Genomic DNA, 23908 nt, shown 5'->3' on the forward strand with positions numbered 1-23908 from the left:
TCCATGCTGCAACGATAAGAAGTCGAGAACTCCCGGATGGCCAATCTGAACGATCACAAGGGCAGGCCGATTGTCGCCGTCACCGGCATCGGCGTGGTGACCTCGCTTGGTGTCGGCAAGACAGACAATTGGGCGGCGTTGACCTCGGGAAAGTCAGGCATCCACCCGATCACGCGCTTTCCGATCGATCAACTGAACACCCGCATCTCCGGCATGGTCGATTTCCTGCCGTCGAGTTCGCAGGGCGCCAGCCCCCTCACATACGAGTTGGCCGAGCTTGCGGGCCTTGAAGCGGTGGCCGAAGCCGGTCTTGATTCCAGCGATTTCGGCGGACCGCTCTTCCTCGCCTCGCCACCGGTCGAACTCGATTGGGCCGAGCGCTTCTCGCTCTACAATTCCGGCAAGGACAAAGATGACACCGCCGCCGAAAAACTGCTTCGGGTGGCGCGCAGCTTGAAAGAGCTGGATATCTTCGAGACGACTCAGTTCGGTTCGATTGCCGACCGCCTTGCCGAACGCCTCGGCACACGCGGCCTGCCGATCACCCTGTCGACGGCTTGCGCTTCGGGTGCCACCGCGATTCAGCTCGGTGTCGAGGCGATTAGACGCGGCGAATGCGAACGCGCGCTGTCGATCGGCGCCGATGGCTCTGCCACCGCCGAGGCACTGATCCGATTCTCATTGCTTTCGGCGCTCTCCACGCACAACGACATTCCCGAAAAGGCATCGAAGCCTTTCTCCAAGGACCGCGACGGCTTCGTGCTGGCCGAGGGATCCGGGGCGCTCGTGTTGGAATCGCTCGAAGCGGCATTGTCTCGCGGCGCGACCATCCTCGGTATCCTGGGCGGTTGCGGCGAGAAGGCCGACGACTTCCACCGCACCCGTTCGAAGCCCGACGCTTCGCCGGCCATCGCCGCGGTTCGCACTGCCCTCGCCGATGCCGGCCTGAGGGAAGACGAGATCGACTATGTCAACGCCCATGGCACGTCGACGCCAGAAAACGACAAGATGGAACATCTGGCACTGTCGACGGTGTTCGGCGAGCGGATCGGCTCGATGCCTGTCTCGTCGAACAAGTCGATGATCGGCCACACATTGTCGGCGGCGGGCGCAGTCGAGGCGGCGTTCTCGCTGATGACGATGCGCGAAAGCGTCATTCCGCCAACCATCAACTACGACAATCCCGATCCCGCGATCGTGCTCGACGTGGTGCCGAACAAGAAGCGCAATGCCGAGGTACGCACGGTTCTGTCGAACTCCTTCGGCTTCGGCGGCCAGAACACTTGCCTTGTCATGGCGCGGGAACCGGTCTAAGCGACCTTTTTCAGCCAGACTGAACCGACAGGCCCCATGCGCGCATTGCAACTTATCGAGGACCGCCGTCTTGAAACGGTGGACCTGCCGCCTCCCCCACCGCCGGCACTCGGCGAAGTCACGCTGCGCATCAAGGCGGTGGCGCTGAACCACATCGACGTCTGGGGCTGGCGCGGCATGGCCTTCGCCAAGCGCAAGCTGCCGCTGGTCGTCGGCGCGGAAGCCTCGGGCGAGGTCGAAGCGGTCGGCCCCGGTGTTTCCAGGCTGCTGCCCGGACAATTGGTGTCGATCTATGGAGCCCGCACCTGCGGCCTTTGCCGAGCCTGCCGCGAAGGCCGAGACAATCTTTGCGAGCATGTTTCGGGTGTTCACGGTTTCCATCTCGACGGCTTCGCGCAGGAGAAAATCAACCTGCCGGCTCGCCTGCTGGTTCCTGCGCCACCCGGCGTGACCGACGTCGGTGCCGCGGTGGCGCCCGTCACCTTCGGTACCGTCGAGCACATGCTGTTCGACAATGCCAGGCTGCAACCCGGCGAGACCATTCTCATCCATGCCGGCGGATCCGGCATCGGCTCGGCGGCTATCCAGCTGGCAAAGCGGATGGGCTGCACCGTTATCACCACGGTCGGTTCGAACGACAAGATCGACAAGGCCAAGGCGCTCGGCGCCGACCATGTCATCAACTACCGTGACGACCGTTTCGAGGGCGTCGTGCGTAAGCTGACCAAAAAGAAAGGCGTCGATGTCGTCTTCGAACATGTCGGCGCCGATACTTTTGCCGCTTCGATGCTGTGCCTGAAGCGTGGCGGCCGCCTTGTGACCTGCGGTTCGACCTCCGGCGTATCGACGCAAATCAATCTGATGCAACTTTTCCAGCAGCAACTGAAACTGCTCGGTTCCTTCGGCTGCCGCATGGAGAACATGGCCAACGCCATGCAGAAAATGGCGGCGGGACAGGTCGCACCGGTCATCGACACCGAGGTCGACTTCGACGGTATCGATGCCGCCCTGAAGCGCATGGAAGGCCGCGACGTGTTCGGTAAGATCATCCTGCGCGTCGGCTAGAGCCTTGACCTCTGTGTTCAAGAAGTTTCGCCGAGATCTCAAATTTCGCTACGGCAGGCAGTTGCGCCAGTTCAACTACTGGCTGGTTGCGCGCGCGGCGATGATGATCATCTCGATCCTGCGTCTGCTACCGGCCGACAGTGCGCTGAATTTCGCCGACCGCGTCGCACGCCGCATCGGCCCCTGGGTGGGACGCCATCAGGTCGCCGTCGACAATCTGCGCAAGGCCTATCCGGAAAAGGGCGAAGCCGAAATCCAGGCGATCGCCTCCGACATGTGGGGCAACATGGCCCGTCTTGCCGCCGAATACATCTTTCTCGACGCCCTGTTCGATTACGATCCTGCGGCCAGCAAGCCCGGCCGCGTCGAGGTCAAGGGAACAGAGCATTTCGTCGAGATCGCAGGTGAACGGAAGCCGCATATCGTTTTCACCGGCCATCTCGGCAATTTCGAGTTGCTGCCGGTGGCGGCGGCGACCTTCGGCATGAACATCACGGCGCTGTTTCGGCCGCCCAACAATCCCTATCTCGCCGACTACATCCTCTCAACGCGCCGCTCGACCATGGGCTCATTGCTGCCATCGATGGCCGGCGCCTCATTCGCGCTGGCTGGGGTCCTGGAGAATGGCGGCAACATCGGCATCCTTGTCGATCAGAAATTCTCCAACGGCCTGGATACGACATTCTTCGGCCGCCCCTGCCAAAGCAATCGGGTGCTGGCCACCCTTGCCCGTCACTACGACTGCGACGTCTATCCGGCGCGCTGCGTCAGGCTGCCAGGCAACCGCTTCCGGCTCGAGATCGAGGACAAGTTGACCTTGCCGCGCACCGCTGACGGCAGCGTTGATGTCCGCGCCACCACCCAGCGTCTCAACGACGTGGTCGAACGCTGGGTACGCGAAGATCCCGGCCAGTGGATGTGGTTCCACAAAAGGTGGGAGATCGGCGGCGGACGACGAAAGCGCCGGCCGAAGCCCGCTCCGGCCGCAAACGCTTAAGCCTCGCCGCTGGCGGGGAGATTAGTCCTACACCAGCCGATAATGCCGACTTCAGCGACTCTGGATCGCCTCAGTTCGTCACGACAATCCGCGTGTTGCCGAAACCCACTTCGCGCACCATCGCATAGAAAGTTGCGGCATTGGCCGTGTGCAGCCGCACGCAGCCGTGCGACGCCGGGCGGCCGAGTTGCCTGACGGCACCGGTCCCGTGGATGGCATAGCCGCCATGGAAGAAGACGGAGTATGGCATTGGCGACATATGGTATTTGCGCGAATACCACATCCGTGCCGTACGCTGCGGCTTATAGCTGCCGCGCGGCGTGAAATAACCGGGACGCGCGGTGGACACGCTCCACCGGTAAACCGACAAGCCATATCTGACCGTCATCGTCTGCGACGACACGTCTATGTTTGCAACGAGGCTGGCTGCCCAGCCCTGCCCCGAAGCACCGAACAGCATCGCGACAAAAATGGCCGCCATGAGAACTGTCTTTTTCATGCGATCAAACCCCTTTGATTGCCCCTTACTTGCCTGCCATCACGTTGTTTTCACCTTTTTAATGGCAGGTGAACCGGGTAACACACACTCCTTGACCAATTCGCCAATCCAAAGCAGCCAATTTGAACGATTTCCCGCAATAGTTGCCGCAACGACACGCCGCTCGGGCTTGGTCACCGGTGGGCTTGCAAAATCAAGACGATCGTTGCTCAACTCTGCGCATGAACGAGCGACTCCTCCAGGCAATCGATATCAGGCGCGACGATGTCGTCGCGCTGACCGCCGATCTGATCCGTTTTCCGACCATCAACCCGCCCGGCGATGCCTACCGGCCATGCGCCGAATATCTCGGCGCGCGGCTGAAGAAGAGCGGTTTCGAGACCGAATTCATTCGCGCCGAAGGCACGCCCGGCGACACCGACCGCTACCCGCGCGTCAATGTCGTTGCCCGTTTCGACGGAAGGTCGCCCGGTGCCTGCGTCCACTTCAACTCGCACATCGATGTGGTCGAAGCCGGCGACGGCTGGACGGTCGATCCCTTTGCCGGTGTCGTCAAGGACGGCAAGGTCTATGGTCGCGGCGCCTGCGACATGAAGGGCGGCCTGGCCGCTTCGATCATCGCCGCCGAGGCCTTCCTGGAAGTCTTCCCCGACTTTCCCGGCGCTATCGAAATCTCCGGCACGGTCGACGAGGAGTCCGGTGGCTTCGGCGGCGTGGCCCATCTGGCCAGCCTCGGCTATTTCTCGAAACCCAGGGTCGACCACGTCATCATTCCCGAGCCGCTGAACAAGGACCGCATCTGTCTGGGTCATCGTGGCGTCTGGTGGGCGGAGATCGAGACCAAGGGCGAGATCGCGCACGGCTCCATGCCGTTCCTCGGCGACAATGCGGTGCGCCACATGGGTGCCGTGCTAAGGGCATTCGAGGACGAATTGTTCCCCGCACTCGACCGCAAGATGACGCGCATGCCGGTCGTGCCCGAAGGCGCAAAACGCTCGACCATGAACATCAATTCGATCCACGGCGGCCAGACCGAGGATTTCCGGCCAGGCCTGCCCTCGCCCAACGTGCCCGATTCCTGCCGGCTGACCATCGATCGTCGCTTCCTGCTCGAGGAAGATCTCGATACCGTCAAAGGTGAAGTGACCGGCATTCTCGAGCGCCTGAAGCGCGAGCGGAAAAAATTCGACTATGAAATCCGCGACCTGATGGAAGTGCTGCCGCTGATGACGGAGCGCGACGCGCCGGTGGTCAAGGCGGTGGCGCAAGGCATCATGGCGGTGTTCGACCGCGAACCCGACTACGTCATCTCGCCAGGCACCTACGACCAGAAGCACATTGCCCGTATCGGCCACATCTACGATTGCATCGCCTATGGTCCAGGCATTCTCGACCTTGCCCACCGGCCGGACGAATGGGTCGGGATATCGGACATGGTGGAAGCGGCCAAGGTGATGGCGATCGGGCTCAACGTGCTGTTGCGTGGCACAGCCACGGGATAAGGCGCGCACGGCGACAAGCTTCGACCTGCCGATGAGGCCCCCAGGACAAAAACATTCCCGACGATGCCAACGGGCAGAACGAAACGCAATTTACTCCGCGGCGAAATCACGCTTCTATCGCCCGGGTTTGAGCACCTGTCTGAAACGCATGGGGAGTTGCACGATGAAATTGTGGAAAACCATCCTGGCCGCCGCAGTGCTGTCACTGGCCGCCAGCACCTCCGCGTTTGCCGCGCGAACCGACCTGGTCATCGGCATCGCGCTCGAACCACCGCATCTCGATCCGACCGCCGGGGCCGCCGCGGCGATCGACGAGGTGCTTTACGCCAACGTGTTCGAGGGCCTGACGCGCATCGGGCCGAATGGCGAGGTGCTGCCGGATCTGGCCGAAAGCTGGACCATTTCCGATGACGGCAAGGTCTACACCTTCAAGCTGCACACCGGCGTGAAATTCCACGACGGCACCGACTTCGATGCCAGTGACGTGAAATTCTCGCTCGACCGCGCCCGCGCCGACAATTCGGTCAATGCGCAGAAGGGCCTGTTCGCGGCCATCGACACGGTCGAAATCGTCGACCCCGCAACAGTCAAGGTCACGCTCAAGAACCCGCAGGGCTCCTTCCTCTACAATATGGGCTGGGGCGACGCGGTGATCGTGGCGCCTGAGACTGCCGGCACCAACAAGGAGAAGCCGATCGGCACCGGCCCGTTCAAGTTCCAGAGCTGGGCCAAGGGATCCTCGATCACCCTGGTCAAATCGGACAATTACTGGGGCACGCCGGCGTCTCTCGACAAGGCTGAGTTCCGCATCGTTCCGGATGCCGCGGCCGCCGTGCCGGCGCTGCTCTCCGGCGATATCCAGGCCTTTCCCTTCTTTGATCCCGACAGCGTCGCGCAGGTCAAGGACGACCCGCGCTTCAAGGTGGTGATCGGCGCGACCGAAGGCGAAACCATCCTGTCGATCAACAACAAGAAGTCTCCCTTCGACAAATTGCAGGTGAGACAGGCGATCTCCTATGCGCTCGACCGCAAGGCGATCATCGACGGCGCCTCGGCCGGCCTCGGCGTGCCGATCGGCTCGCACATGTCGCCCGCCAACAAGGACTATGTCGATCTCACCGGCCGCTATCCGCATGATGTCGCCAAGGCAAAGGAATTGCTGAAGGAGGCGGGGCTGGAGAAAGGCTTCAAGGCGACGCTGAAATTGCCGCCGCCCACCTATGCCAGGCTTGGCGGCGAGATCATCGCCTCCGAGCTTCGCGACGTCGGCATCGATCTCGAGATCATCCCGGTCGAATGGGCACAGTGGCTGGATCAGGTGTTCACCAAGAAAGACTACGACCTGACCATCGTCTCCCACACCGAACCCAACGACATCGATATCTATTCGCGCAAGGATTATTATTTCAACTACGACAATCCGGCCTTCGACAAGGTGATCGCCGATCTCGGCGTCACCTCCGACGAGGCCAAGCGCAAGGAATTGCTGGGGCAGGCGCAGAAGATCCTGGCCGACGATGCCGTGGTCGGCTTCCTCTACGAACTGCCCAAGGTCGGCGTCTGGGACGCCAAGTTGCAAGGCCTGTGGGAAAACGCACCCATCCAGGCCAATGATTTGACCAAGGTGAAGTGGAGCGAGTGAGGTTGCTGGCCAAAAGGCGACCCTTGCGTTCCTTCGCGCCCCCCTCTGCCCTGCCGGGCATCTCCCCCTCTAGGGGGGAGATTGCGCTCTCGCTGCTGCTTTCGCCAATCATCAACGCTGTATTTGTGCCACCGGCGCTGAAACTTCCAATCTCCCCCCTTGAGGGGGAGATGTCCGGCAGGACAGAGGGGGGCGCCGTAGAACGCTATAGTCACCTCTTGCCTGCCCCCGGCAAAACAGCGGTCCCCGACCTTCCATGACCGCCTATCTCCTAAAACGCCTCGCCATCGCCATCGCCACTCTGATCTTGGCCTCCATGGTGGTGTTCGCCGTGCTGGAAGTCCTGCCCGGCGATCCGGCACGGCTGATGCTGGGCTTGAACGCCAGCGCCGACCAGGTCGAACTGCTGCGCAACCAGATGGGCCTCAACGCACCACTGGCCCTGCGCTATCTTCACTGGGCCGGCGGCCTGCTCAGTCTCGATTTCGGCCGCTCCTATACCTATTCGGTGCCGGTCATCGACCTGGTGCGCGAGCGGCTTGCCGTTTCGCTGCCGCTGGCGCTGATTGCGCTTGCGCTCTCCACAATGATCGCGATTCCCGTTGGCCTGTTTTCCGCCAGCCGGCGTGGACGCGCCGGTGACACGATTTCCATGGGCGCCGCACAGCTTGGCGTCGCCGTGCCCAATTTCTGGTTCGCCCTGATGCTGATCTATGTGTTCGCCGTCTGGCTGCAGCTGGTTCCGGCCGGCGGCTTTCCCGGCTGGAGTGCCGGCATCTGGCCGGCACTGAAATCGCTGTTGCTGCCGGCGGTTGCACTTGCCTTGCCGCAAGCCGCGATCCTGGCGCGCGTCACCCGCTCGGCGCTGATCGAGGTGCTGAACGAGGACTATATCCGCACCGCCCGCGCCAAGGGCCTGCCCTATCGCGCCGTGCTGTGGCGGCACGCGCTGCGCAACGCGATGATCCCCGTGCTGACCATCCTGGGCCTGCAATTCGCCTTCCTGCTTGCCGGCACCATCATCATCGAGAATGTCTTTTACCTGCCCGGCCTCGGCCGGCTGGTGTTCCAGGCAATCACCCAGCGCGACCTGATCGTCGTCGAAAGCGTCGTCATGCTGCTGGTCGCCGCCGTCATCGCCGTCAACCTTCTGGTCGACCTTTCCTATGCGGTCGTCGATCCGCGCCTGAGAACCCGGCAATGACGCTGCACATCGACATTCCCGAAGAGACCTTCGGCACCATCCTGGCCAAGGCATTCAGGAACACCGCCTTCGTTGCCGGTTTCGTCATCACCGTGCTGATCCTGGCAATGGCAATCGTCTCCTATGCCTGGACGCCCTACGACGTCACGAAACTGATGATATCGGACAAGACCCAAGTACCCTCGCTGGCGCACTGGTTCGGCACCGACCATTTCGGTCGCGACATCCTGTCGATGGTCATGGTCGGCGCCCGCAATTCGATTGCCGTGGCGCTGGTCGCTGTGGGCATCGGCATGGGGGTCGGCGTGCCGCTCGGAGCCTTTGCCGCAGCACGCGGCGGCCTCGTCGACGAGGCGCTGATGCGGCTGAACGACCTCGTTTTCGCCTTTCCGGCGCTGCTGTCGGCCATCATGATCACCGCTATCTTCGGGCCGGGCGCCGTCAACGCCATCATCGCCATCGGCATCTTCAACATACCGGTCTTTGCCCGTGTCGCCCGGGCCGGCGCGCTGGCGATCTGGCCACGCGAGTTCATTCTTGCCGCGCGCGCCGCCGGCAAGAGCAGCACGCAGATATCCATCGAACATGTGCTGCCCAACATTGCCACGCTGCTCCTGGTGCAAGGCACCATCCAGTTCGCGCTGGGTATCCTGGCGGAGGCCGGGCTTTCCTATCTAGGCTTGGGCGCCCAGCCGCCAATGCCGAGCTGGGGCCGCATGCTGTTCGACGCGCAGACCCGCATGGTAGTGGCGCCATGGATGGCAATCTTTCCCGGCATGGCGATCGTCGTCACCGTGCTCGGCCTGAACCTCCTGGGCGATGGGATCGCCGACATTCTCGATCCAAAATCGCGGCGGCAGCGATGAGCCTGCTCGACATCAAGAACCTTTCGCTGACCATCGACGACACGCCGATCCTCAAGGGTATGGAACTTTCCGTCGCGCCCGGCGAAGTGATGGGCCTGGTCGGCGAATCCGGCTCGGGCAAGTCGATGACCGCGCTGACGGTGATGCAGCTTCTGCCCTATGCCGCGCGCGCTACTGGACGCGTCACATTCGACGGCATCGACCTCCTCGCGGCAACCGAGGACCAGATGTGCGCACTGCGCGGCGATGACATCGGCATGGTGTTCCAGGAGCCGATGACGGCGCTCAATCCGGTCAAGACCATCGGCGAACAGGTCGCCGAAGGCATTCGCTGGCACACCAAGGCAAGCCGCGCCGAAGCCGAAGACCGGGCGCGAAAAATGCTCGACCGGGTCGGCTTGCCCTCGGCGAAATTCCCAATGTCGCGCTATCCGCACGAACTGTCGGGCGGCCAGCGCCAGCGCGTCGTCATCGCCATCGCTTGTGCGCTGAAGCCGAAGCTCCTGATCGCCGACGAGCCGACCACGGCTCTCGACGTGGTGCTGCAGGCCCAGATCCTCGACCTCCTGCGCGACCTCGTCGCCGAGAGCCGCATGGGGCTGCTGCTGATCTCGCACGACCTTGCCGTGGTTACCGAGATGGCGGACCGTATCACCATCCTGCGCCGCGGCGAGGTAATGGAAACCGGCGACACGGCGCGCACGCTGTCCGAACAGCTCCACCCCTTCACGCGCCAGCTGGCGCAGGCCTCGATCCATGTGCCGGCGCGCTCGAAGCCGCATGGTCTCGAGACGGGCCGATCTTTGCTCCAGGTCGAGGGCGTGACCCGCGACTATGCCGGTCGGCGCACCTCGCTGTTCAGGCGGGCGCCTGATATCCGCGCCGTCGACCAGGTGTCCTTGTCGATGGCGCCGGGTCAGTCGCTGGCGCTGGTTGGCCGCTCCGGCTGCGGCAAGTCAACGCTCGCCCGCATGATCCTGGCGCTGGACCGGCCAAGCTCGGGCACCATCCGGTTTCGCGGCGAAACCATCACCGGCAAGAGCGAAGCCGAGCTGAAGCCGGCGCGCCGTGACATGCAGGTTGTCTTTCAGGATCCTTATGGTTCCTTCGATCCGCGCCAGAAGGTCGAAAAACTGGTCGCCGAACCCCTGCATGTGCTGGACAAAAAGCCGACGCGCGCCGAGCGCCGCGAGATGGTGGCGCACGCACTGCACGAAGTCGGCCTCGACCAGCGCGACATGGACAAATACCCGCACGAATTTTCCGGCGGCCAGCGCCAGCGTCTGTCGATCGCCCGCGCCATCATCACGCGCCCGAAACTGGTCGTCGCCGACGAGCCGGTTTCGGCGCTCGATGTCTCCATCCGTGCCCAGATCCTTGATTTGTTCGCAGAGCTGAACCAGAAGCTCGGCATCGCCTATCTCTTCATCACCCACGACCTGACCGTCGCCCGCGCCATCACGGACGAGGTGCTGGTCATGCATGATGGCAAGATCGTCGAGCGCGGCAAGACCAGCGACGTGCTCGATCACCCGCAGTCCGAGGCGGCCAAGGCGCTTGTCACCGCCGCCCCTGATTTGTACCGGGCGATCGCTCGGCGGATGCGGGAACAGGGCTAACTAAAGCGTCTCAGAGACTGTTTCGAAATTCGCTCTGGCGAGCCAGGTGGTGGTTGTTTCGGGGTCGCGGAGCGACGAGCGCAGCGGACATTTGGGTCCGTGAGAAGCGCAGAAAACGCCTCCAGATGGCCGCCGGAGTAGAATTTCCAAACAGTCTCTCAGATCATCTGGAATTTTCCGGTGGCCTTGAACCGGAGATAGGCCTCGATGCTGCGCGCCATGTTGGGCAGCATCTCGGGCAAGCTGTCAGGCGCGAACCAGCCGACAGCGGTGCTCTCGTCATCGGCGACCGCCGGCTCGCCTTCAAACGAGCGCGTATAGAACATCAGCGCGAAGAACTGAGCGCGGTCGCCATTCGGAAACTGGAAGGTTTCATAGTGCGGGTCGCAGCCGAACCCGAATGGTTCGACATCACTGACGATCAACCCGGTTTCCTCGAGCACCTCCCGGATGACCACCGCTTCCAGGCCCTCGCCTTCCTCGGCATTGGCGCCGGGCAGGCCCCACAGGCCAAAATCGGTCCGTTTCTGCAACAGGATGCGGCTGTCGGCGCGTTCGATGACGATGCGCGCACCCGGCATCAACACCAGACGGCTTCCGATCAATGCCCGCAATTGTCCCAGATAGCTGTCGGCAAAGGCCACTTGAATACCCCCTTTGACGTCAGCGAACCGTTGCCCAGGCAATGCCTAGCCTTCCGGCTTCACCAAATCGACCGGGTTGATATCGAGCAGGTCGAGCGTGCGGCGCAGCAGGCGCACCTCGCTCTCGGCCAGTTGCGAATCCGCCTTGGCGATGTCAGCCATATGGCGGGCCAATTGCTTGCGTCGTTCGATGTCGAGGTCGCGGAACAGCGCGATCGCTTGCGAGCCATTGGTCTCGTAGCCGAACTCGTTGAGATATTGGATGACGCTGTCGACGCTGGTTTCCGCAATTCCGAAGGCGTCCCTGCAGATGCGCCGGAAGGCAACCATCTCGCTCTCACTGACCGACCCATCGGCCAGGATCATGCGAAACAGCATCAGCAGTTCCGCCGACAGGACTGGATCGTCAGCCACCTTGCGCACGCCCGGGTCGCCGTCGAAGATCTGACGTATCTGGTCCAGCAATGCGAACGCCATCAGGGTCCCTTTCCGATTCCTCTTGAATAGAGGTAGCGCGGAATCGGTCTTGCGCAAACAGGGCGGTCGTGGTCGAACGCCCGACATCTCAGCCAGCCGGATCCCTCCATACATCAGATGATCGACCTTAGCATCCAGACCGTCACCATGCTCGCCTTCGCCGGCTTTGCTGCAGGCTTTGTCGACTCGATCGCCGGCGGCGGCGGACTGATCACCATTCCAGCACTGCTGCTTGCCGGTTTCTCGCCGGTCGAGGCGCTTGGAACCAATAAATTGCAAGGTATGTTCGGGTCGGGCTCGGCGACTATCCACTACGCGTCGAAGGGTCATGTCGACCTGCGCCGGCAATTGCCGTCGGCGCTTTTGGCCCTTGTCGGAAGCGCCATCGGTGCCTTGCTGGCAACGATCGTGCCCGGTGACATTCTGCGGGCGGCCTTGCCCATCGTGCTGATCGCCATCGCGGTCTACTTCGCATTCAAACCCAACATGAACGATGTCGACCGCGCCGAGCGCCTGTCGCCGTTCCTGTTCGGACTGACACTAGTGCCCGCCATCGGCTTCTACGATGGCCTGTTCGGGCCAGGCGCCGGCTCCTTCTACATGCTGGGTTTCGTGGCACTTGCCGGCTACGGCGTGCTCAAGTCGACGGCGCACACCAAGCTGCTCAACTTCGCTTCCAACATCGGCGGCTTCATCGTCTTCGCCGCGGTCGGCGTCGTCTACTGGAAGATCGGCCTGATGATGGGCATTGCCCAGTTCCTCGGCGCCCGCGTCGGCGCCAGCCTGGCCATGCGCATCGGCGCAAGACTGATCAAGCCGTTACTGGTGATCGTCTGTCTGGCGCTGGCCGCGAAGCTTCTGGCCGACCCGGCGAATCCGCTGCGTGCCATGATTGGTGTGTGATCACGTGCACTGATAGACTGCCGCTGTTCGAATCATGTTGCGAGGAGCCAAACATGAATCTTAGCGCACCCACCCAGATCGTTTTTATCATTTCCGTTGTTATCGCCATCATCGGCGTTCTCGCCGCGCTTGGCATTCTTGCGTTCATTCCACTCGCATCGGTGTGGATTGTTCTTATTGCTTTCATCGTGCTTGCCGGCGGCTGCTTGATGCGCGGCGCCTGACCAATTCCCTTGAAGTGGGGATGAAGAGCGCCCGGCCAAAAGCCGGGCGCTTTTGTTTCCGGCCCTGGATCTGCTAGATTTGACTTGGCGCAAGGATGGCCGATGCCAGTCGAGATGCAACTCCAGCAAGAGCAGGACCAATCCGTCGCCGGGCGGTTCGAGATGCGCCGGCGCCTGCCCGATCCTCGACTTCAGGGCATTGTGTCGGACATTTGCGGCTATCGCGAAATGGCGCCCGGCCATATGCGTAACGTCGAATACGCGTCGCTCACCGTACCCCTGGTCATCAGCTTCGCCGAAGCTTTCGCCATCGGGCTCGGCAAGGCGCCCGGCGACAATGACCGCTTCGCGAGTTTCGCCGCCGGTCTCTATGCCGGACCGGTAGTGATCGAATCCTTCGGCGGCGCCTGCTGCGTCCAGGTCAACTTCACGCCGCTTGGCGCGCGCCGTTTCTTCCGCCTGCCAATGAGCGAGTTAGCCGACAGCATGGTCGTTCTCGACGACGTGCTTGGCGCGCAGGGCATGGCGCTGCGTGAACGGCTCGGCAACGCGCCGGACTGGACGGCACGTTTCGACATGGCCGAAGCCTTCGTCACCGCTCGTCTCAAGAATGCCGCGGAAACACCCCTCGAAATCGCCTGGGCGTATGACCGCATCATCACATCCGGAGGCCGGACCCGCATTTCATCGATTGCAGAAAGACTGGGCTGGAGCCGCAAGCATCTCGCCAGCGGTTTTTCCAACGCCATCGGCATCGGCCCCAAGACGCTGTCGCGCATCGTGCGCTTCAACCGCGCGCTCGGCCTGTCGAGGCAGCAGACCGCCGACTGGGCGGATATCGCCGCCGATTGCGGTTATGCCGACCAGGCGCATCTGGTGCGCGAGTTCCGTGACCTTGCCGGCGAGACGCCGACCTCGCTTTCAGTCAGGTAACATTTCTTCAAGACGCTGGAACGGCCTTCGCCCAGAGTGGGGCATCGACCAACCCCATTGAAGGAGATCGACATGACCACCAGCAACGAAGCGCCCCGCCTCTACCCCGCTTTGCGCTACAAGAACGCGGCAGAGATGATCGACTGGCTGAGCGAGGCTTTCGGCTTCAGCGTCCAGGCCCGCTATGGCGAAGGCGATGTCGTGCACCATGCCGAACTGGTCTTCGGCTCCTCGATGATCATGCTCGGCACGGTGCGCGACGACGACTACGGGAAGATGGTCGGCGAACCCGGCTCAGGCGGCGGCAAGTCTATCTACATCGCCGTCGACGACGCCGATGCCGCCTATGCGAAGGCCAGGAAGGCCGGCGCCACGATCATCCAGGAATTGACGAACCGCGACTATGGCAGCCGCGAATTCATCTGCCGCGACCCGGAAGGCAATGTCTGGTCGTTCGGCACCTACTGGCCGAAGGCAGGCGAAAAAGCCTGAATTGGACCTTAGCGCGCCAAGCCAAAGATCGCGTCGCAGTCGAGATGGGTCTCCAGCTCGGCTGCGACCTCGTCCAAGGCCCGCTCGACCTCGGCCCGATAGTCGATGCCACCGCCCTTGATGCCGAGGCTTTCGAGGAATTTCCCGCGAAAGCCGTCGGCACCAAACAGCCCGTGCATATAGGTGCCGATCACCTTGCCATCGGCCGAGACTGCCCCGTCATCGACGCCGTTGATGACTGCCGACGGTCGCAGCGTATCCGGTCCGGTGGTGCGGCCGAGATGGATCTCGTAGCCTTCGAGCGGCAGGTCGAACAGGACCGAACGGGCGCTGACGTTGCGCACCGTCTTTTCTGGTTCCATCACCGTTTCGATGTCGAGCAGGCCGAGGCCTTCTGCCTCGGTGACGCTGCCTTCGATGCCGTCGGGATCGCGCACGATACGGCCGAGCATCTGGAAGCCGCCGCAGATGCCGACGACATGGCCGCCGCGCTTGGCGTGCGCGAGAAGGTCGCGATCCCAGCCGTTTTCGCGGAACTTCAGGAGATCGCCGATCGTCGACTTCGAGCCTGGAATGACCACCAGCCCAGCATCGGCTGGCAGCGGTCTTCCCGGTGGCACGAACACCACCTCGACCTGCGGCTCGGCCTTGAGCGGGTCGAGATCGTCGAAATTGGCGATGCGGCCAAGCATCGGCACGGCGACTTTCAACGCGCGCGCTTCGCCGGACGCCAGCCGTTCCAGCACCACCGAATCCTCCGAAGGCAGGCGTGACGCTGCCTTCAGCCACGGCACGACGCCGAAACAGCGCCATCCCGTGAATTTTTCGATCGACCTGATGCCGTCATCGAACAGTGAAACGTCGCCGCGGAACTTGTTGATGAGATAGCCGACGATCATGCGCCGGTCCTCTTCCGACAGGATCAGATGCGTACCGACAACCGAAGCGATGACGCCGCCGCGATCGATGTCGCCGACCAGCACCACCGGCACGTCGGCGCGCGTGGCAAAGCCCATATTGGCGATGTCGCGGCTGCGAAGATTGATCTCGGCCGGCGAGCCGGCGCCCTCGACGATGACCAGATCGGCGCCCTCGCCGACCTTGCCCCAGGAGTCCAGAACGGCATCCATCAGCCGGCCCTTCAGCGCCTGGTAGTCGCGCGCCCGCGCTTCGCCGAACACCTTGCCCTGCACGATGACCTGCGCACCGACATCGGTCTGCGGCTTGAGCAGCACCGGGTTCATGTGGACCGATGGCGCGACGCCACAAGCGATCGCCTGCAGCCATTGGGCACGGCCGATCTCGCCGCCGCCATGGTTGTTGTCNCGGCCCGCCGCGCCAGATGTAGAGCGCCAGCAACGGCTCTTTGCCGGTGCGCATGGCGTGATTGACGTTGGATGCGTGGTGGACGACCTCGCCGGCCATACGCGGGCAAAAAGCGCTCTCGCCCATGCGCCATTCGGTGCCACCGGTCAGCGGAATGTAGATTTCCTCGGCAACATGATGGTGGTCGGGATAGACGATGTCGGGCCCAAGGATCAGCAGGCCGGCGGCGACCTCGTCATTGGCGAAGTGGCCTCGCGTGCCGAACACTTCGAGCCAGCCGTAATTGTCGATGAACTCTTTTCCGAAATCCGCCTCGCTGTAGGTCTGCCCGCAGCGGAAATCGTTCCGATGCTCGGCAAGCAGCCGCACCAGCGGCTTGGCATCCGGCGGCGCCAGTTCCACGACGCGATCGAGATGGCGCAGGCAGGCAAGCGGATGCGGCTCCAGCGTGCGGGCGGGCATGTCCCAGCCGATCCGCGCCACGGCATCGCGCACCAGGGCGTGATCGACGGACGCAAGGTATGCGTGGAACTGCCCCAGCAAATCATCGAATTTTGTCGTCACGTCATGCTCCGGACAGGCATTGATGCACAGCCGCTCCCCAAATGGGCGGTTGATGGGTCGGGTTGCGCGGCGGCATCATTGGTCTAGATTGGGGCGCGCGCAAAGCCAAAAACGACGGGCCAGCGGGCTAGCTGGGCCAGCACATAGGGAGCACGCCAATGGACGCCTCGGTCGATGCGAGCACCAGCCAGTTCGAACTCAATGAGGAACAGCGCGCCATCCAGGAGATGGCGCAGGCCNCGGTCGATGCGAGCACCAGCCAGTTCGAACTCAATGAGGAACAGCGCGCCATCCAGGAGATGGCGCAGGCCTTCGCCGCCGACCGCGTCGCGCCGAATGCGCTCGACTGGGATCGACGGAAACACTTTCCCGCCGATGTGATCCGCGAGACCGGGCCGCTTGGCCTCGGCGGCATCTATATCAGGGACGATGTCGGCGGTTCGGCGCTGGGCCGGCTCGATGCCGTGCTGATCTTCGAAGCGCTGTCGCACGCCGATCCGGCCTTTTCGTCGTTCATCTCGATCCACAACATGGTGGCCTCGATGATCGACCGTTTCGGCAATGAGGAACAGCGCCAGCGCTTCCTGCCGAAACTTACCTCGATGGAATGGCTGGCGAGCTACTGCCTGACCGAGCCGGGCTCGGGCTCCGATGCCGCGGCGCTCAAGACGCGCGCGGTCAAGAGTGGCGGCGACTATGTCCTCAACGGCACCAAGCAGTTCATCTCGGGTGCCGGCGACAGCGATGTCTATGCCGTCATGGTGCGCACCGGCACTGAGGGGCCGAAAGGCATCTCCACCATCGTCGTGCCGAAAGATGCACCAGGGCTCTCCTTCGGCGCCAACGAGCACAAGATGGGCTGGCACATGCAGTCTACCCGCCAGGTCATCTTCGAGGATTGCAAGGTGCCGGCGGAGAACCTTCTGTCGGGCGAAGGCGCCGGCTTCGGCATTGCCATGGCGGGCCTCGATGGCGGCCGGCTGAACATCGCCGCCTGTTCGCTTGGCGGCGCACAGTCGGCGCTCGACAAGGCGCTTGCCTACACTGCCGAGCGCAAGGCCTTCGGCTCGAAGATCAATCAGTTCCAGGCCTTGCAGTTCAAGCTGGCCGACATGGAGACCGAGCTACAGGCGGCGCGCATCTTCCTTTATGCCGCCGCTTCGAAGCTCGACCGCAAGGCGCCGGATGCCGGCAAATGGTCAGCGATGGCCAAGCGCTTCGTCACCGACACCGGCTTCAATGTCGCCAACGATGCACTGCAACTGCTCGGCGGTTATGGCTACCTGCACGACTACGGCATCGAGAAGCTGGTGCGGGACCTGCGCGTGCACCAGATCCTCGAAGGCACAAACGAAATCATGCGCGTCATCATCGCTCGCGCGCTGATTGGCCGCTGAAGCCAGCAACTCTGGGAGACAGACAATGACGACGATTGCCTTCATCGGCCTCGGGAACATGGGCAATCCGATGGCCGCCAACCTGGTCAAGGCGGGGCATGCCGTGCACGGCTTCGACCTGGTGCCGGAGAACCTTACCGTCGCGCGCGAGCATGGCGTGGTCGTCATGGCCAACGCACCAGCCGCGGTGAAGGGCGCCGACGTGGTGATCACCATGCTGCCGGCCGGCAAGCACGTGCTGTCGGTCTATCAGGACATCGCGCCCAAGGCGAAAAAAGGCGCGTTGTTCATCGATTCCTCGACCATCGACGTCGAATCGGCGCGCAAGGCGCATGCCGTTGCCGCCAAACACGGCCTGCTGTCCATCGATGCGCCCGTCTCGGGCGGCACAGGCGGTGCCGCGGCCGGCACGCTCACCTTCATGGCCGGAGGCTCCGGCAATGCCTTCGCCGCCGCCGAGCCGGTCCTGAAGCCGATGGCCGGCCGCATCGTCCATTGCGGCGGCGACGGCGCCGGACAGGCGGCAAAGATATGCAACAACATGATCCTCGGCATCTCGATGATCGGTGTCGCCGAAGCCTTCGTTCTGGCGGAAAAGCTCGGCCTCTCGCACCAAGCACTGTTCGATGTTGCCTCGACCTCGTCGGGGCAATGCTGGTCCTTGACCGCCTATTGCCCGGTGCCCGGCCCTGTGCCGACTTCACCCGCCAACAGGGACTACAAGCCAGGGTTTGCAGCGGCACTGATGCTGAAAGATCTGAAATTGTCCCAGGAAGCAGCACAAAGCGCGGGTGCGGTGACGCCGCTTGGCGCCGAAGCAGCCCAGCTCTATGCCTTGTTCAACGCCCAGGGACATGGCGGCGCCGATTTCTCCGGCATAATTAATTTTCTGCGCGGCAATCCAGCGTAACCAACGGACTTGGCGGGCTTTTTCCGATTTCCTTCGGCAGAAAAAATGCAAATTTAGATTTGCTTAAGCTCTCGATAACTCTGCGGTAACGATGTTCCTATAAAACGGATTGCGAGGCGGACATATCGCATCCGCCCGGCGCTCCGGATCAGGTCTCGCGTACCGGAGCCTGTAAGTTTCGACAAATGCCGTTGGTTTCGCAAAGTATTTGAGTAGCGAAGCGCCATGCGTATCTGGCAAAGCCGCGTTCCCGATGGAGCGCGGTTTTTGCGTTTCCGCCAGTTTATCCGCACTGTCTGGTTTTTATATTCCGATTGCCGCATTCGGGATCGGGACATGATCTTCGTTGATCAGCACGATCGGTGCATCGGCCCCCTCGAGCCTGACGACCAGCAGGCGCAGGCTCCACGTGCCGGCAGCGCGGACTGCGGTTGAGTAGACAGTGCCCTTGCCCTTGGCGCCGTGGACCGGAATGCTGAACAGGGCGTCGCCAGAACCATTCGCATTGATATTGAGATGGCCACCGACCCAGAAACTGTCGGCCGCCACATCATCACCGAGCGCGGCCTTCACGCGATCGTCGGCGCGAAGTCTGTCCATGGTCATGTGATAGGCATCGCTGCCTTTCAGGACGTAGGGGATGCTGCCGACCATCGTCGCACAACCGCCGATCCCGACCACCCACACGACAACGCCGGCGATTGCCCAGTTGCGTTGCGTCCTGCGAAACTGTTCCGCGTCGCGCCAGACGCGGTTCCGCCAGGCCCAGCGACTGCCGCGTGCACCCAACACGATGATCATGATGATGTTGACGAACGGGATCAGCGCCAGCAGCGCGATGAAGGTGCTGTTGCCGATGCCCCAGATCCAGTTGAGGAAGAAGGCGCCCCAATTCCAGCGGTCGAGTTCGGCTGGAATTTCAGCCGGCTGGTTGAGCGGTTGTCCGGCCATCGTGTCCCCCATCGGTAACTGTACCGACTGGTTCTAGCGCATGCACTCCTCGATGCGCAAAATCAAAGGTCTGCAACTCGGTCAGGTCTTGTTGGACAGTCGACGAAAATTCGCCTTCACGGCACGGCTTGCCGGCTTCAGCGCAGCGCTGATCGAGCGTTCCGCCGCAACACCGTTGAACAGCGACGGCGTGCGGCCGGAAAAGACCTCGGGCCAGAACCGCGATGCCGACTGCAGGAAAGACATTTGCGCCGCAAACGCGCCTTCGGCCATGGCGGCGGTCTTCTCGTTTACCGCACGCGCCGTCTCCGTGCCCCATGGCTGGCTGCTCCCGCCATCCATGGCCATCAGCGGCAGCCGCATCATCGCCACCAGCGGCGCCAGCATCAGATCACCGCCGATGCTGGCCGCTTGTTGCGTCCGTCGGCTCTTGCCGATCTTTCTCATCCAGACAAACCCCTTGTCGCGGCCGAATCAGCCGCTGCCCCACACACTACGCGATGGGGATGCATTTCGTTCACTCGCCGCTTGATCATGTTGTCGAGACCGGGCGCTCCTGCCGAGGAACGCCCGGTCGGGGCTCGAGCCCTACCGCTTGCGCAGATCGGCTTGCGCCAAATCCAGCGCCTTCGAGATGCGCTCGCAAGCCATATCGATCGTATCACGGGTCCAGATCAGCGGCGGCGACAGGATCATCGTGTCGCCTGTGGCGCGCAGCATCATGCCGTGCGCGATGGCGTGGTCGCGCACGGTCACCGCCGCGCTTCCCGCCGGCAGGAACCGCTCCTTGGTCGCCTTGTCCTTGACGATCTCGATCGCGCCCATCAGCCCGATCGAACGCACCTCGCCGACCAGATCATGCCCGGCAATGCGCTCCTGCAACGCCTTGGCGAAATAGGGGCCGGTATCGTTCCGGACGCGGTCGACCAGCTCTTCTCGCTCGATGATCTCGAGGTTCTTCAACGCCACGGCGCAGGCCACCGGGTGGCCGGAATAGGTGTAGCCGTGATTGAACTCGCCGCCCTTCTCGACCAGCGTAGAGGCTATGCGGTCGCCGACCAACAATGCCGACAGCGGCTGATAGCCGGAGGTCAGGGCCTTGGCCGTGGTGATCGTGTCCGGCTCGATGCCGAGCGTTTGCGCGGCGAACCACTCGCCGGTGCGGCCATAGCCGGTGATGACCTCGTCCAGCATCAGCAGGACATCATATTTGCGGCAGATGCGCTGCACCTCCGGCCAGTAGCTGACCGGCGGAATTTTCACACCGCCTGCTCCCATGACCGGCTCGCCGATGAAGGCAGCAACCTTGTTGGCGCCGGCTTCGAGGATCGCGACCTCGACAGCCCCGGCCGCGCGCAAGCCGAAATCATGATCGCTCTCGCCCGGCAGCGCCAGCTCATAGGCATAGGGCATCATCACATGGACGATGTTGGGCACCGCACCGCCGAGCTGCTTGTGCATGGCATCCATCCCGCCGAGCGAGGTGCCGGCAACGGTCGAGCCGTGATAGGCCATCTTGCGCGAGATGATGCGGTTCTTCTCCGGCTTGCCTTCCAACACCCAGTAATGGCGCACAAGGCGCAGCGCCGTGTCGTTGGCTTCCGAACCGGACGAACCGTAGAACACCTGGCTGACGTTCTTCGGTGCGATTTCCGCCAGTTTTTGTGACAACAGCACCGGCGTCGGCGTCGAACATTTGAAGAAGGAGTTGTAGTAGGGCAGCTCCTTCATCTGGGCATAGGCTGCCTCGGCCAGTTCGTCGCGCCCATAGCCGACGTTCACGCACCACAGCCCGGCCATGCCGTCGAGGATTTCAGCCCCCTCGGAATCATAGATGAACGGCCCATTGGCGCGGGTGATGATACGCGAGCCGACTTCGCGCAGTTCCCTGTGATCGGTGAACGGATGCAGATGATGCGCGGCATCGATCTGCTGAAGCTGCTTCAGCGAATAATTCTGATAAGTCATGGATCTGATCTTTCCTCTGGATTCTATCCGGCCCAAGCCGGGGCGAATGCGTCAGAGGCAGACAGGTGGCGAATAACCGATGCGGGCGCACAGCCGCAAAAGCTCGGCGCGCAGCGTGCGCGGTGACGGTGTCACCGCGACCCGCAATGCGCGAAGCCCGAATGCGCCAGCCAATGTCCCTTCGAGAGCCATGGATGGCACCTTAGAGCAATTTCGGGAAAAGTGTGAAACGGTTTTCCCGGAGGAAAGTGCGTAGTGCTCTTCCTCGGGAATTGCATCAAAATCTGCCGTCTATGCCGTTCCACCCAGCGCCCTTTGCAGGAAGACATATTTCATCGCGGTCTGCGCCGCCTGCGGCCGGCGGTCGCCTCGGCCGCCATGCCCACCCTCGGTCTCCTCGAAGAACATCGTCTTGGTATGACCGGCTTCCTGCAGACGGGCGGCCATCTTGCGCGCATGTCCGGGATGGACCCGGTCGTCGGCGGTCGAGGTGGTCAGCAAAACCGGCGGATAGGCAGCACCGGCATCGACATGCTGATAGGGCGAATAGGCGGAAAGCCACTTCGCGTCTTCCGGTTTCGACGGGTCGCCATATTCGGCCATCCAGGAAGCACCCGGCGGCAATTCAGTGTAGCGCAGCATGTCGAGCAGCGGCACCTCGATGATGACGGCACCGAAGAGTTCGGGGCGCTGCGTCAAGGAAACGCCGGTCAGCAGGCCGCCATTCGAGCCGCCCTGGATGCCGAGCGAGGCTGCTGTCGCAATCCCGCGTCTAACGACGTCTTGTGCTACTGCCGCAAAATCGTCGAAGCCGTTCTGGCGATTGCCCTTGAGCGCCGCCTGATGCCAGGCCGGGCCAAACTCGCCGCCGCCGCGGATGCAGGCCTGCACATAGGCGTTGCCCTTCTCCAGCCACAGCCTGCCGCGCACGCCGGCATAGCCAGGCAGCAACGGCACTTCGAAGCCCCCATAGCCATAGAGCAGCGTCGGCACCGGACTCTTCTGGTCGCGCCGCCTGACGACGAAATAGGGGATCATCGTGCCGTCCTTCGAGCGCGCCTCGAACTGTTCTGAGATCAGCGGCGAGGCATCGAAACGCGCCGGCTGAGACTTCACGGTTGCCAGTGTCTCGCCATTGTCGTCCGACCAGATGATCGAGCTCGGCGTCAGGAAATCGGTGAAGGAGAACGACACACTCGACCCGAACTGCTCGGCATGGCTGATGCCTACATTGCCGTTTTCGGGCAACGCGACCGGTTTCAGCGACCAGCCGCCCTCCTTGCGCTCGCAGACGACGACCTTGCCGCGCACATTGTCCATCAGGTTGATGAACAGCCGGTCCTGCGTGCGGGCAATGCCGGCGATGGACACCCGATATGCCGGCTCCAACACGGTTTCCACCGGACCGAGCGTAGCGGTCTCGACCCAGAGCGCCAGATCCAGCGAATAGAGGCCATCAGGCTTGCACAACGTGCCATCGGGCGCCGTCCACGGGCTGCGCAGGCCGAAGACGAGCTGATCCCTGAAGATCGCGGTGTCGGTCATGTCGTCCGGCACCGGCAGCTGTTTGTTTTCGCCGGACGGCAGCCGCAGGAAGATGTGCGAAGCGAAGAAATTCAGCGTCCGGGCCAAGATCAAATAGCGCCTGTCGCCGTCGAACTCGACAGCTGCGCCAACGGCGAGATCCTCTTTCTGCGCCTCGAAGATCGGTGTCACGTCTTCGAGCTTGGTGCCGCGCTTCCAGAGCTTGATCACGCGCGGATACCCGGACTCAGTCTTGTCGGCCTCCTCGAACGCCGCCGAAACGATGACCGTGTCCTTGTCCAGCCAGCTGAAACCCGACTTGGATGCGGGCGCGCGAAACCCACCTTCCACGAAGGATTTCGTTTCGATGTCGAATTCACGCATCTCGCTGGCGTCGCCGCCATCCGGCGACATACTCACCAGACAGCGATTGAAGTCCGGATAGAGTCGGCTTGCGCCTCCGAACACCCATTTGATCCCCTCTTTCGCCGCAAGCTGGTCGAAGTCGATGATCGTTTCCCAGTCGGGTTTTTCGGTTTTGTAGGAAGCAACCGTCGTGCGGCGCCAGAGGCCGAGCACATTAGTCTTGTCCTGCCAGAAATTATAGACATGGCCTTTGAGTGATGCGCCGACTGCAATGTTGTCTTCGGCCGTCATCAGATCGAGCGCGGTCTGGAACGACGCCTGATAGGAAGGATCACCCTGCAGCTCGCCAACCGTGACCTCGTTCTGGCGATGCACCCAGTCAAGCGACTGCGCGGCTGTCCTGTCTTCCAGCCAGAGAAACGGATCGTTGGTCTCGGTGGCGGATCCTGGTTTTTGGATGGGCTTGGTCATGAGGTCTCCGATAAACGCGTCGCTTTGGGGATTGCCAACATCGATATGCT

Annotated in this window: 22 protein-coding genes and 2 pseudogenes; 14 read left to right on the forward strand and 10 right to left on the reverse strand. The window is 62.6% G+C overall.

Going from position 1 to position 23908, the window contains the following annotated elements; all coding sequences use genetic code 11:
- Nucleotides 1-36: 36 nt before the first annotated feature.
- The 3 genes from X744_RS164030 to X744_RS164020 are packed head-to-tail and all read left to right on the forward strand — an operon-like array spanning nucleotide 37 to nucleotide 3376.
- Entirely contained in the window at nucleotides 37-1314 is a 1278-nt protein-coding gene (locus X744_RS164030) for a beta-ketoacyl-ACP synthase (RefSeq protein ID WP_023757700.1), read from the forward strand.
- A 36-nt stretch (nucleotides 1315-1350) separates the two neighbouring features.
- Nucleotides 1351-2379 (forward strand): zinc-binding dehydrogenase, encoded by a 1029-nt coding sequence (locus X744_RS164025; RefSeq protein ID WP_023757701.1) that lies wholly within the window; start codon nucleotides 1351-1353, stop codon nucleotides 2377-2379.
- A gap of 13 nt (nucleotides 2380-2392) precedes the next feature.
- Nucleotides 2393-3376: a lipid A biosynthesis lauroyl acyltransferase gene (locus tag X744_RS164020; RefSeq protein ID WP_023757702.1), complete on the forward strand. Its 984-nt coding sequence runs from the start codon at nucleotides 2393-2395 to the stop codon at nucleotides 3374-3376.
- 70 nt (nucleotides 3377-3446) lie between these two features.
- On the opposite strand, the gene X744_RS164015 is transcribed toward X744_RS164020, so the two are convergent.
- Nucleotides 3447-3875 carry a L,D-transpeptidase gene (locus tag X744_RS164015; protein WP_023757703.1) on the reverse strand — a complete coding sequence of 143 codons (429 nt, stop codon included), beginning with the start codon at nucleotides 3873-3875 and terminating at the stop codon, nucleotides 3447-3449.
- Between the two features lie 221 nt (nucleotides 3876-4096).
- On the opposite strand from X744_RS164015, the gene X744_RS164010 reads away from it, so the two are divergent.
- From X744_RS164010 to X744_RS163990, 5 genes are all read left to right on the forward strand, one after another.
- Entirely contained in the window at nucleotides 4097-5377 is a 1281-nt protein-coding gene (locus X744_RS164010) for an acetylornithine deacetylase/succinyl-diaminopimelate desuccinylase family protein (RefSeq protein ID WP_023757704.1), read from the forward strand.
- A 163-nt stretch (nucleotides 5378-5540) separates the two neighbouring features.
- Nucleotides 5541-7019 carry an ABC transporter substrate-binding protein gene (locus X744_RS164005; RefSeq protein ID WP_023757705.1) on the forward strand — a complete coding sequence of 493 codons (1479 nt, stop codon included), beginning with the start codon at nucleotides 5541-5543 and terminating at the stop codon, nucleotides 7017-7019.
- 256 nt (nucleotides 7020-7275) lie between these two features.
- Nucleotides 7276-8223, forward strand: a complete 948-nt coding sequence (locus tag X744_RS164000) for an ABC transporter permease (RefSeq protein ID WP_023757706.1) — start codon at nucleotides 7276-7278, stop codon at nucleotides 8221-8223.
- Entirely contained in the window at nucleotides 8220-9089 is an 870-nt protein-coding gene (locus tag X744_RS163995; RefSeq protein ID WP_023757707.1) for an ABC transporter permease, read from the forward strand. The genes X744_RS164000 and X744_RS163995 overlap by 4 nt, the downstream gene beginning before the upstream one ends.
- Nucleotides 9086-10708, forward strand: a complete 1623-nt coding sequence (locus X744_RS163990) for a dipeptide ABC transporter ATP-binding protein (RefSeq protein WP_023757708.1) — start codon at nucleotides 9086-9088, stop codon at nucleotides 10706-10708. The genes X744_RS163995 and X744_RS163990 overlap by 4 nt, the downstream gene beginning before the upstream one ends.
- Nucleotides 10709-10866: 158 nt before the next feature.
- Here the strand turns inward: X744_RS163990 and X744_RS163985 are convergent, their stop codons facing one another.
- On the reverse strand, nucleotides 10867-11352 hold the full coding sequence (locus X744_RS163985; protein ID WP_023757709.1) for an NUDIX domain-containing protein: 486 nt from the start codon (nucleotides 11350-11352) through the stop codon (nucleotides 10867-10869).
- 45 nt (nucleotides 11353-11397) lie between these two features.
- Entirely contained in the window at nucleotides 11398-11829 is a 432-nt protein-coding gene (locus tag X744_RS163980) for a TerB family tellurite resistance protein (RefSeq protein WP_023757710.1), read from the reverse strand.
- A gap of 117 nt (nucleotides 11830-11946) precedes the next feature.
- Between X744_RS163980 and X744_RS163975 the strand changes: the two genes are divergently transcribed.
- The 4 genes from X744_RS163975 to X744_RS163965 all read left to right on the forward strand — a co-directional run bounded on the left by X744_RS163975 (nucleotide 11947) and on the right by X744_RS163965 (nucleotide 14381).
- Nucleotides 11947-12732 (forward strand): TSUP family transporter, encoded by a 786-nt coding sequence (locus X744_RS163975; protein WP_023757711.1) that lies wholly within the window; start codon nucleotides 11947-11949, stop codon nucleotides 12730-12732.
- A gap of 53 nt (nucleotides 12733-12785) precedes the next feature.
- Nucleotides 12786-12956: a hypothetical protein gene (locus X744_RS1000000171525; RefSeq protein ID WP_023757712.1), complete on the forward strand. Its 171-nt coding sequence runs from the start codon at nucleotides 12786-12788 to the stop codon at nucleotides 12954-12956.
- 102 nt (nucleotides 12957-13058) lie between these two features.
- Complete coding sequence (locus X744_RS163970; RefSeq protein WP_023757713.1) at nucleotides 13059-13889, forward strand: AraC family transcriptional regulator; 831 nt, start codon at nucleotides 13059-13061, stop codon at nucleotides 13887-13889.
- A gap of 72 nt (nucleotides 13890-13961) precedes the next feature.
- Nucleotides 13962-14381, forward strand: coding sequence for a VOC family protein (locus X744_RS163965; protein WP_023757714.1), 420 nt, complete (start codon nucleotides 13962-13964; stop codon nucleotides 14379-14381).
- Nucleotides 14382-14389: 8 nt separating this feature from the next.
- Here the strand turns inward: X744_RS163965 and X744_RS163960 are convergent.
- Nucleotides 14390-15727: pseudogene (locus X744_RS163960) on the reverse strand (cobyric acid synthase); the annotation flags it as partial.
- A pseudogene (locus X744_RS1000000171530) lies at nucleotides 15708-16271 on the reverse strand (dimethylsulfonioproprionate lyase family protein); the annotation flags it as partial. The pseudogenes X744_RS163960 and X744_RS1000000171530, both read right to left, overlap by 20 nt.
- Nucleotides 16272-16498: 227 nt before the next feature.
- Here X744_RS1000000171530 and X744_RS163955 point away from each other — a divergent pair.
- Both X744_RS163955 and mmsB read left to right on the forward strand, forming a co-directional pair.
- Nucleotides 16499-17668, forward strand: coding sequence for an isobutyryl-CoA dehydrogenase (locus tag X744_RS163955; protein ID WP_031259661.1), 1170 nt, complete (start codon nucleotides 16499-16501; stop codon nucleotides 17666-17668).
- A 25-nt stretch (nucleotides 17669-17693) separates the two neighbouring features.
- Nucleotides 17694-18578 (forward strand): 3-hydroxyisobutyrate dehydrogenase, encoded by an 885-nt coding sequence (gene mmsB / locus X744_RS163950; RefSeq protein WP_023757718.1) that lies wholly within the window; start codon nucleotides 17694-17696, stop codon nucleotides 18576-18578.
- Between the two features lie 303 nt (nucleotides 18579-18881).
- On the opposite strand, the gene X744_RS163945 is transcribed toward mmsB, so the two are convergent.
- The 5 genes from X744_RS163945 to X744_RS163930 form a co-directional block, all read right to left on the reverse strand.
- A complete protein-coding gene (locus X744_RS163945; RefSeq protein WP_023757719.1) occupies nucleotides 18882-19529 on the reverse strand; it encodes a cytochrome c oxidase assembly factor Coa1 family protein in 648 nt (215 codons plus the stop codon).
- A gap of 81 nt (nucleotides 19530-19610) precedes the next feature.
- Nucleotides 19611-19976 carry a hypothetical protein gene (locus X744_RS163940; RefSeq protein ID WP_023757720.1) on the reverse strand — a complete coding sequence of 122 codons (366 nt, stop codon included), beginning with the start codon at nucleotides 19974-19976 and terminating at the stop codon, nucleotides 19611-19613.
- 141 nt (nucleotides 19977-20117) lie between these two features.
- On the reverse strand, nucleotides 20118-21497 hold the full coding sequence (locus X744_RS163935; protein ID WP_023757721.1) for an aspartate aminotransferase family protein: 1380 nt from the start codon (nucleotides 21495-21497) through the stop codon (nucleotides 20118-20120).
- A gap of 51 nt (nucleotides 21498-21548) precedes the next feature.
- Nucleotides 21549-21689 carry a capsid protein gene (locus X744_RS1000000171535; protein ID WP_084025154.1) on the reverse strand — a complete coding sequence of 47 codons (141 nt, stop codon included), beginning with the start codon at nucleotides 21687-21689 and terminating at the stop codon, nucleotides 21549-21551.
- Between the two features lie 99 nt (nucleotides 21690-21788).
- Nucleotides 21789-23858: a prolyl oligopeptidase family protein gene (locus tag X744_RS163930; protein WP_023757722.1), complete on the reverse strand. Its 2070-nt coding sequence runs from the start codon at nucleotides 23856-23858 to the stop codon at nucleotides 21789-21791.
- Nucleotides 23859-23908 lie beyond the last annotated feature (50 nt).

The organism is Mesorhizobium sp. LNHC252B00 (assembly GCF_000502955.1).
Classification (GTDB): Bacteria; Pseudomonadota; Alphaproteobacteria; order Rhizobiales; family Rhizobiaceae; genus Mesorhizobium.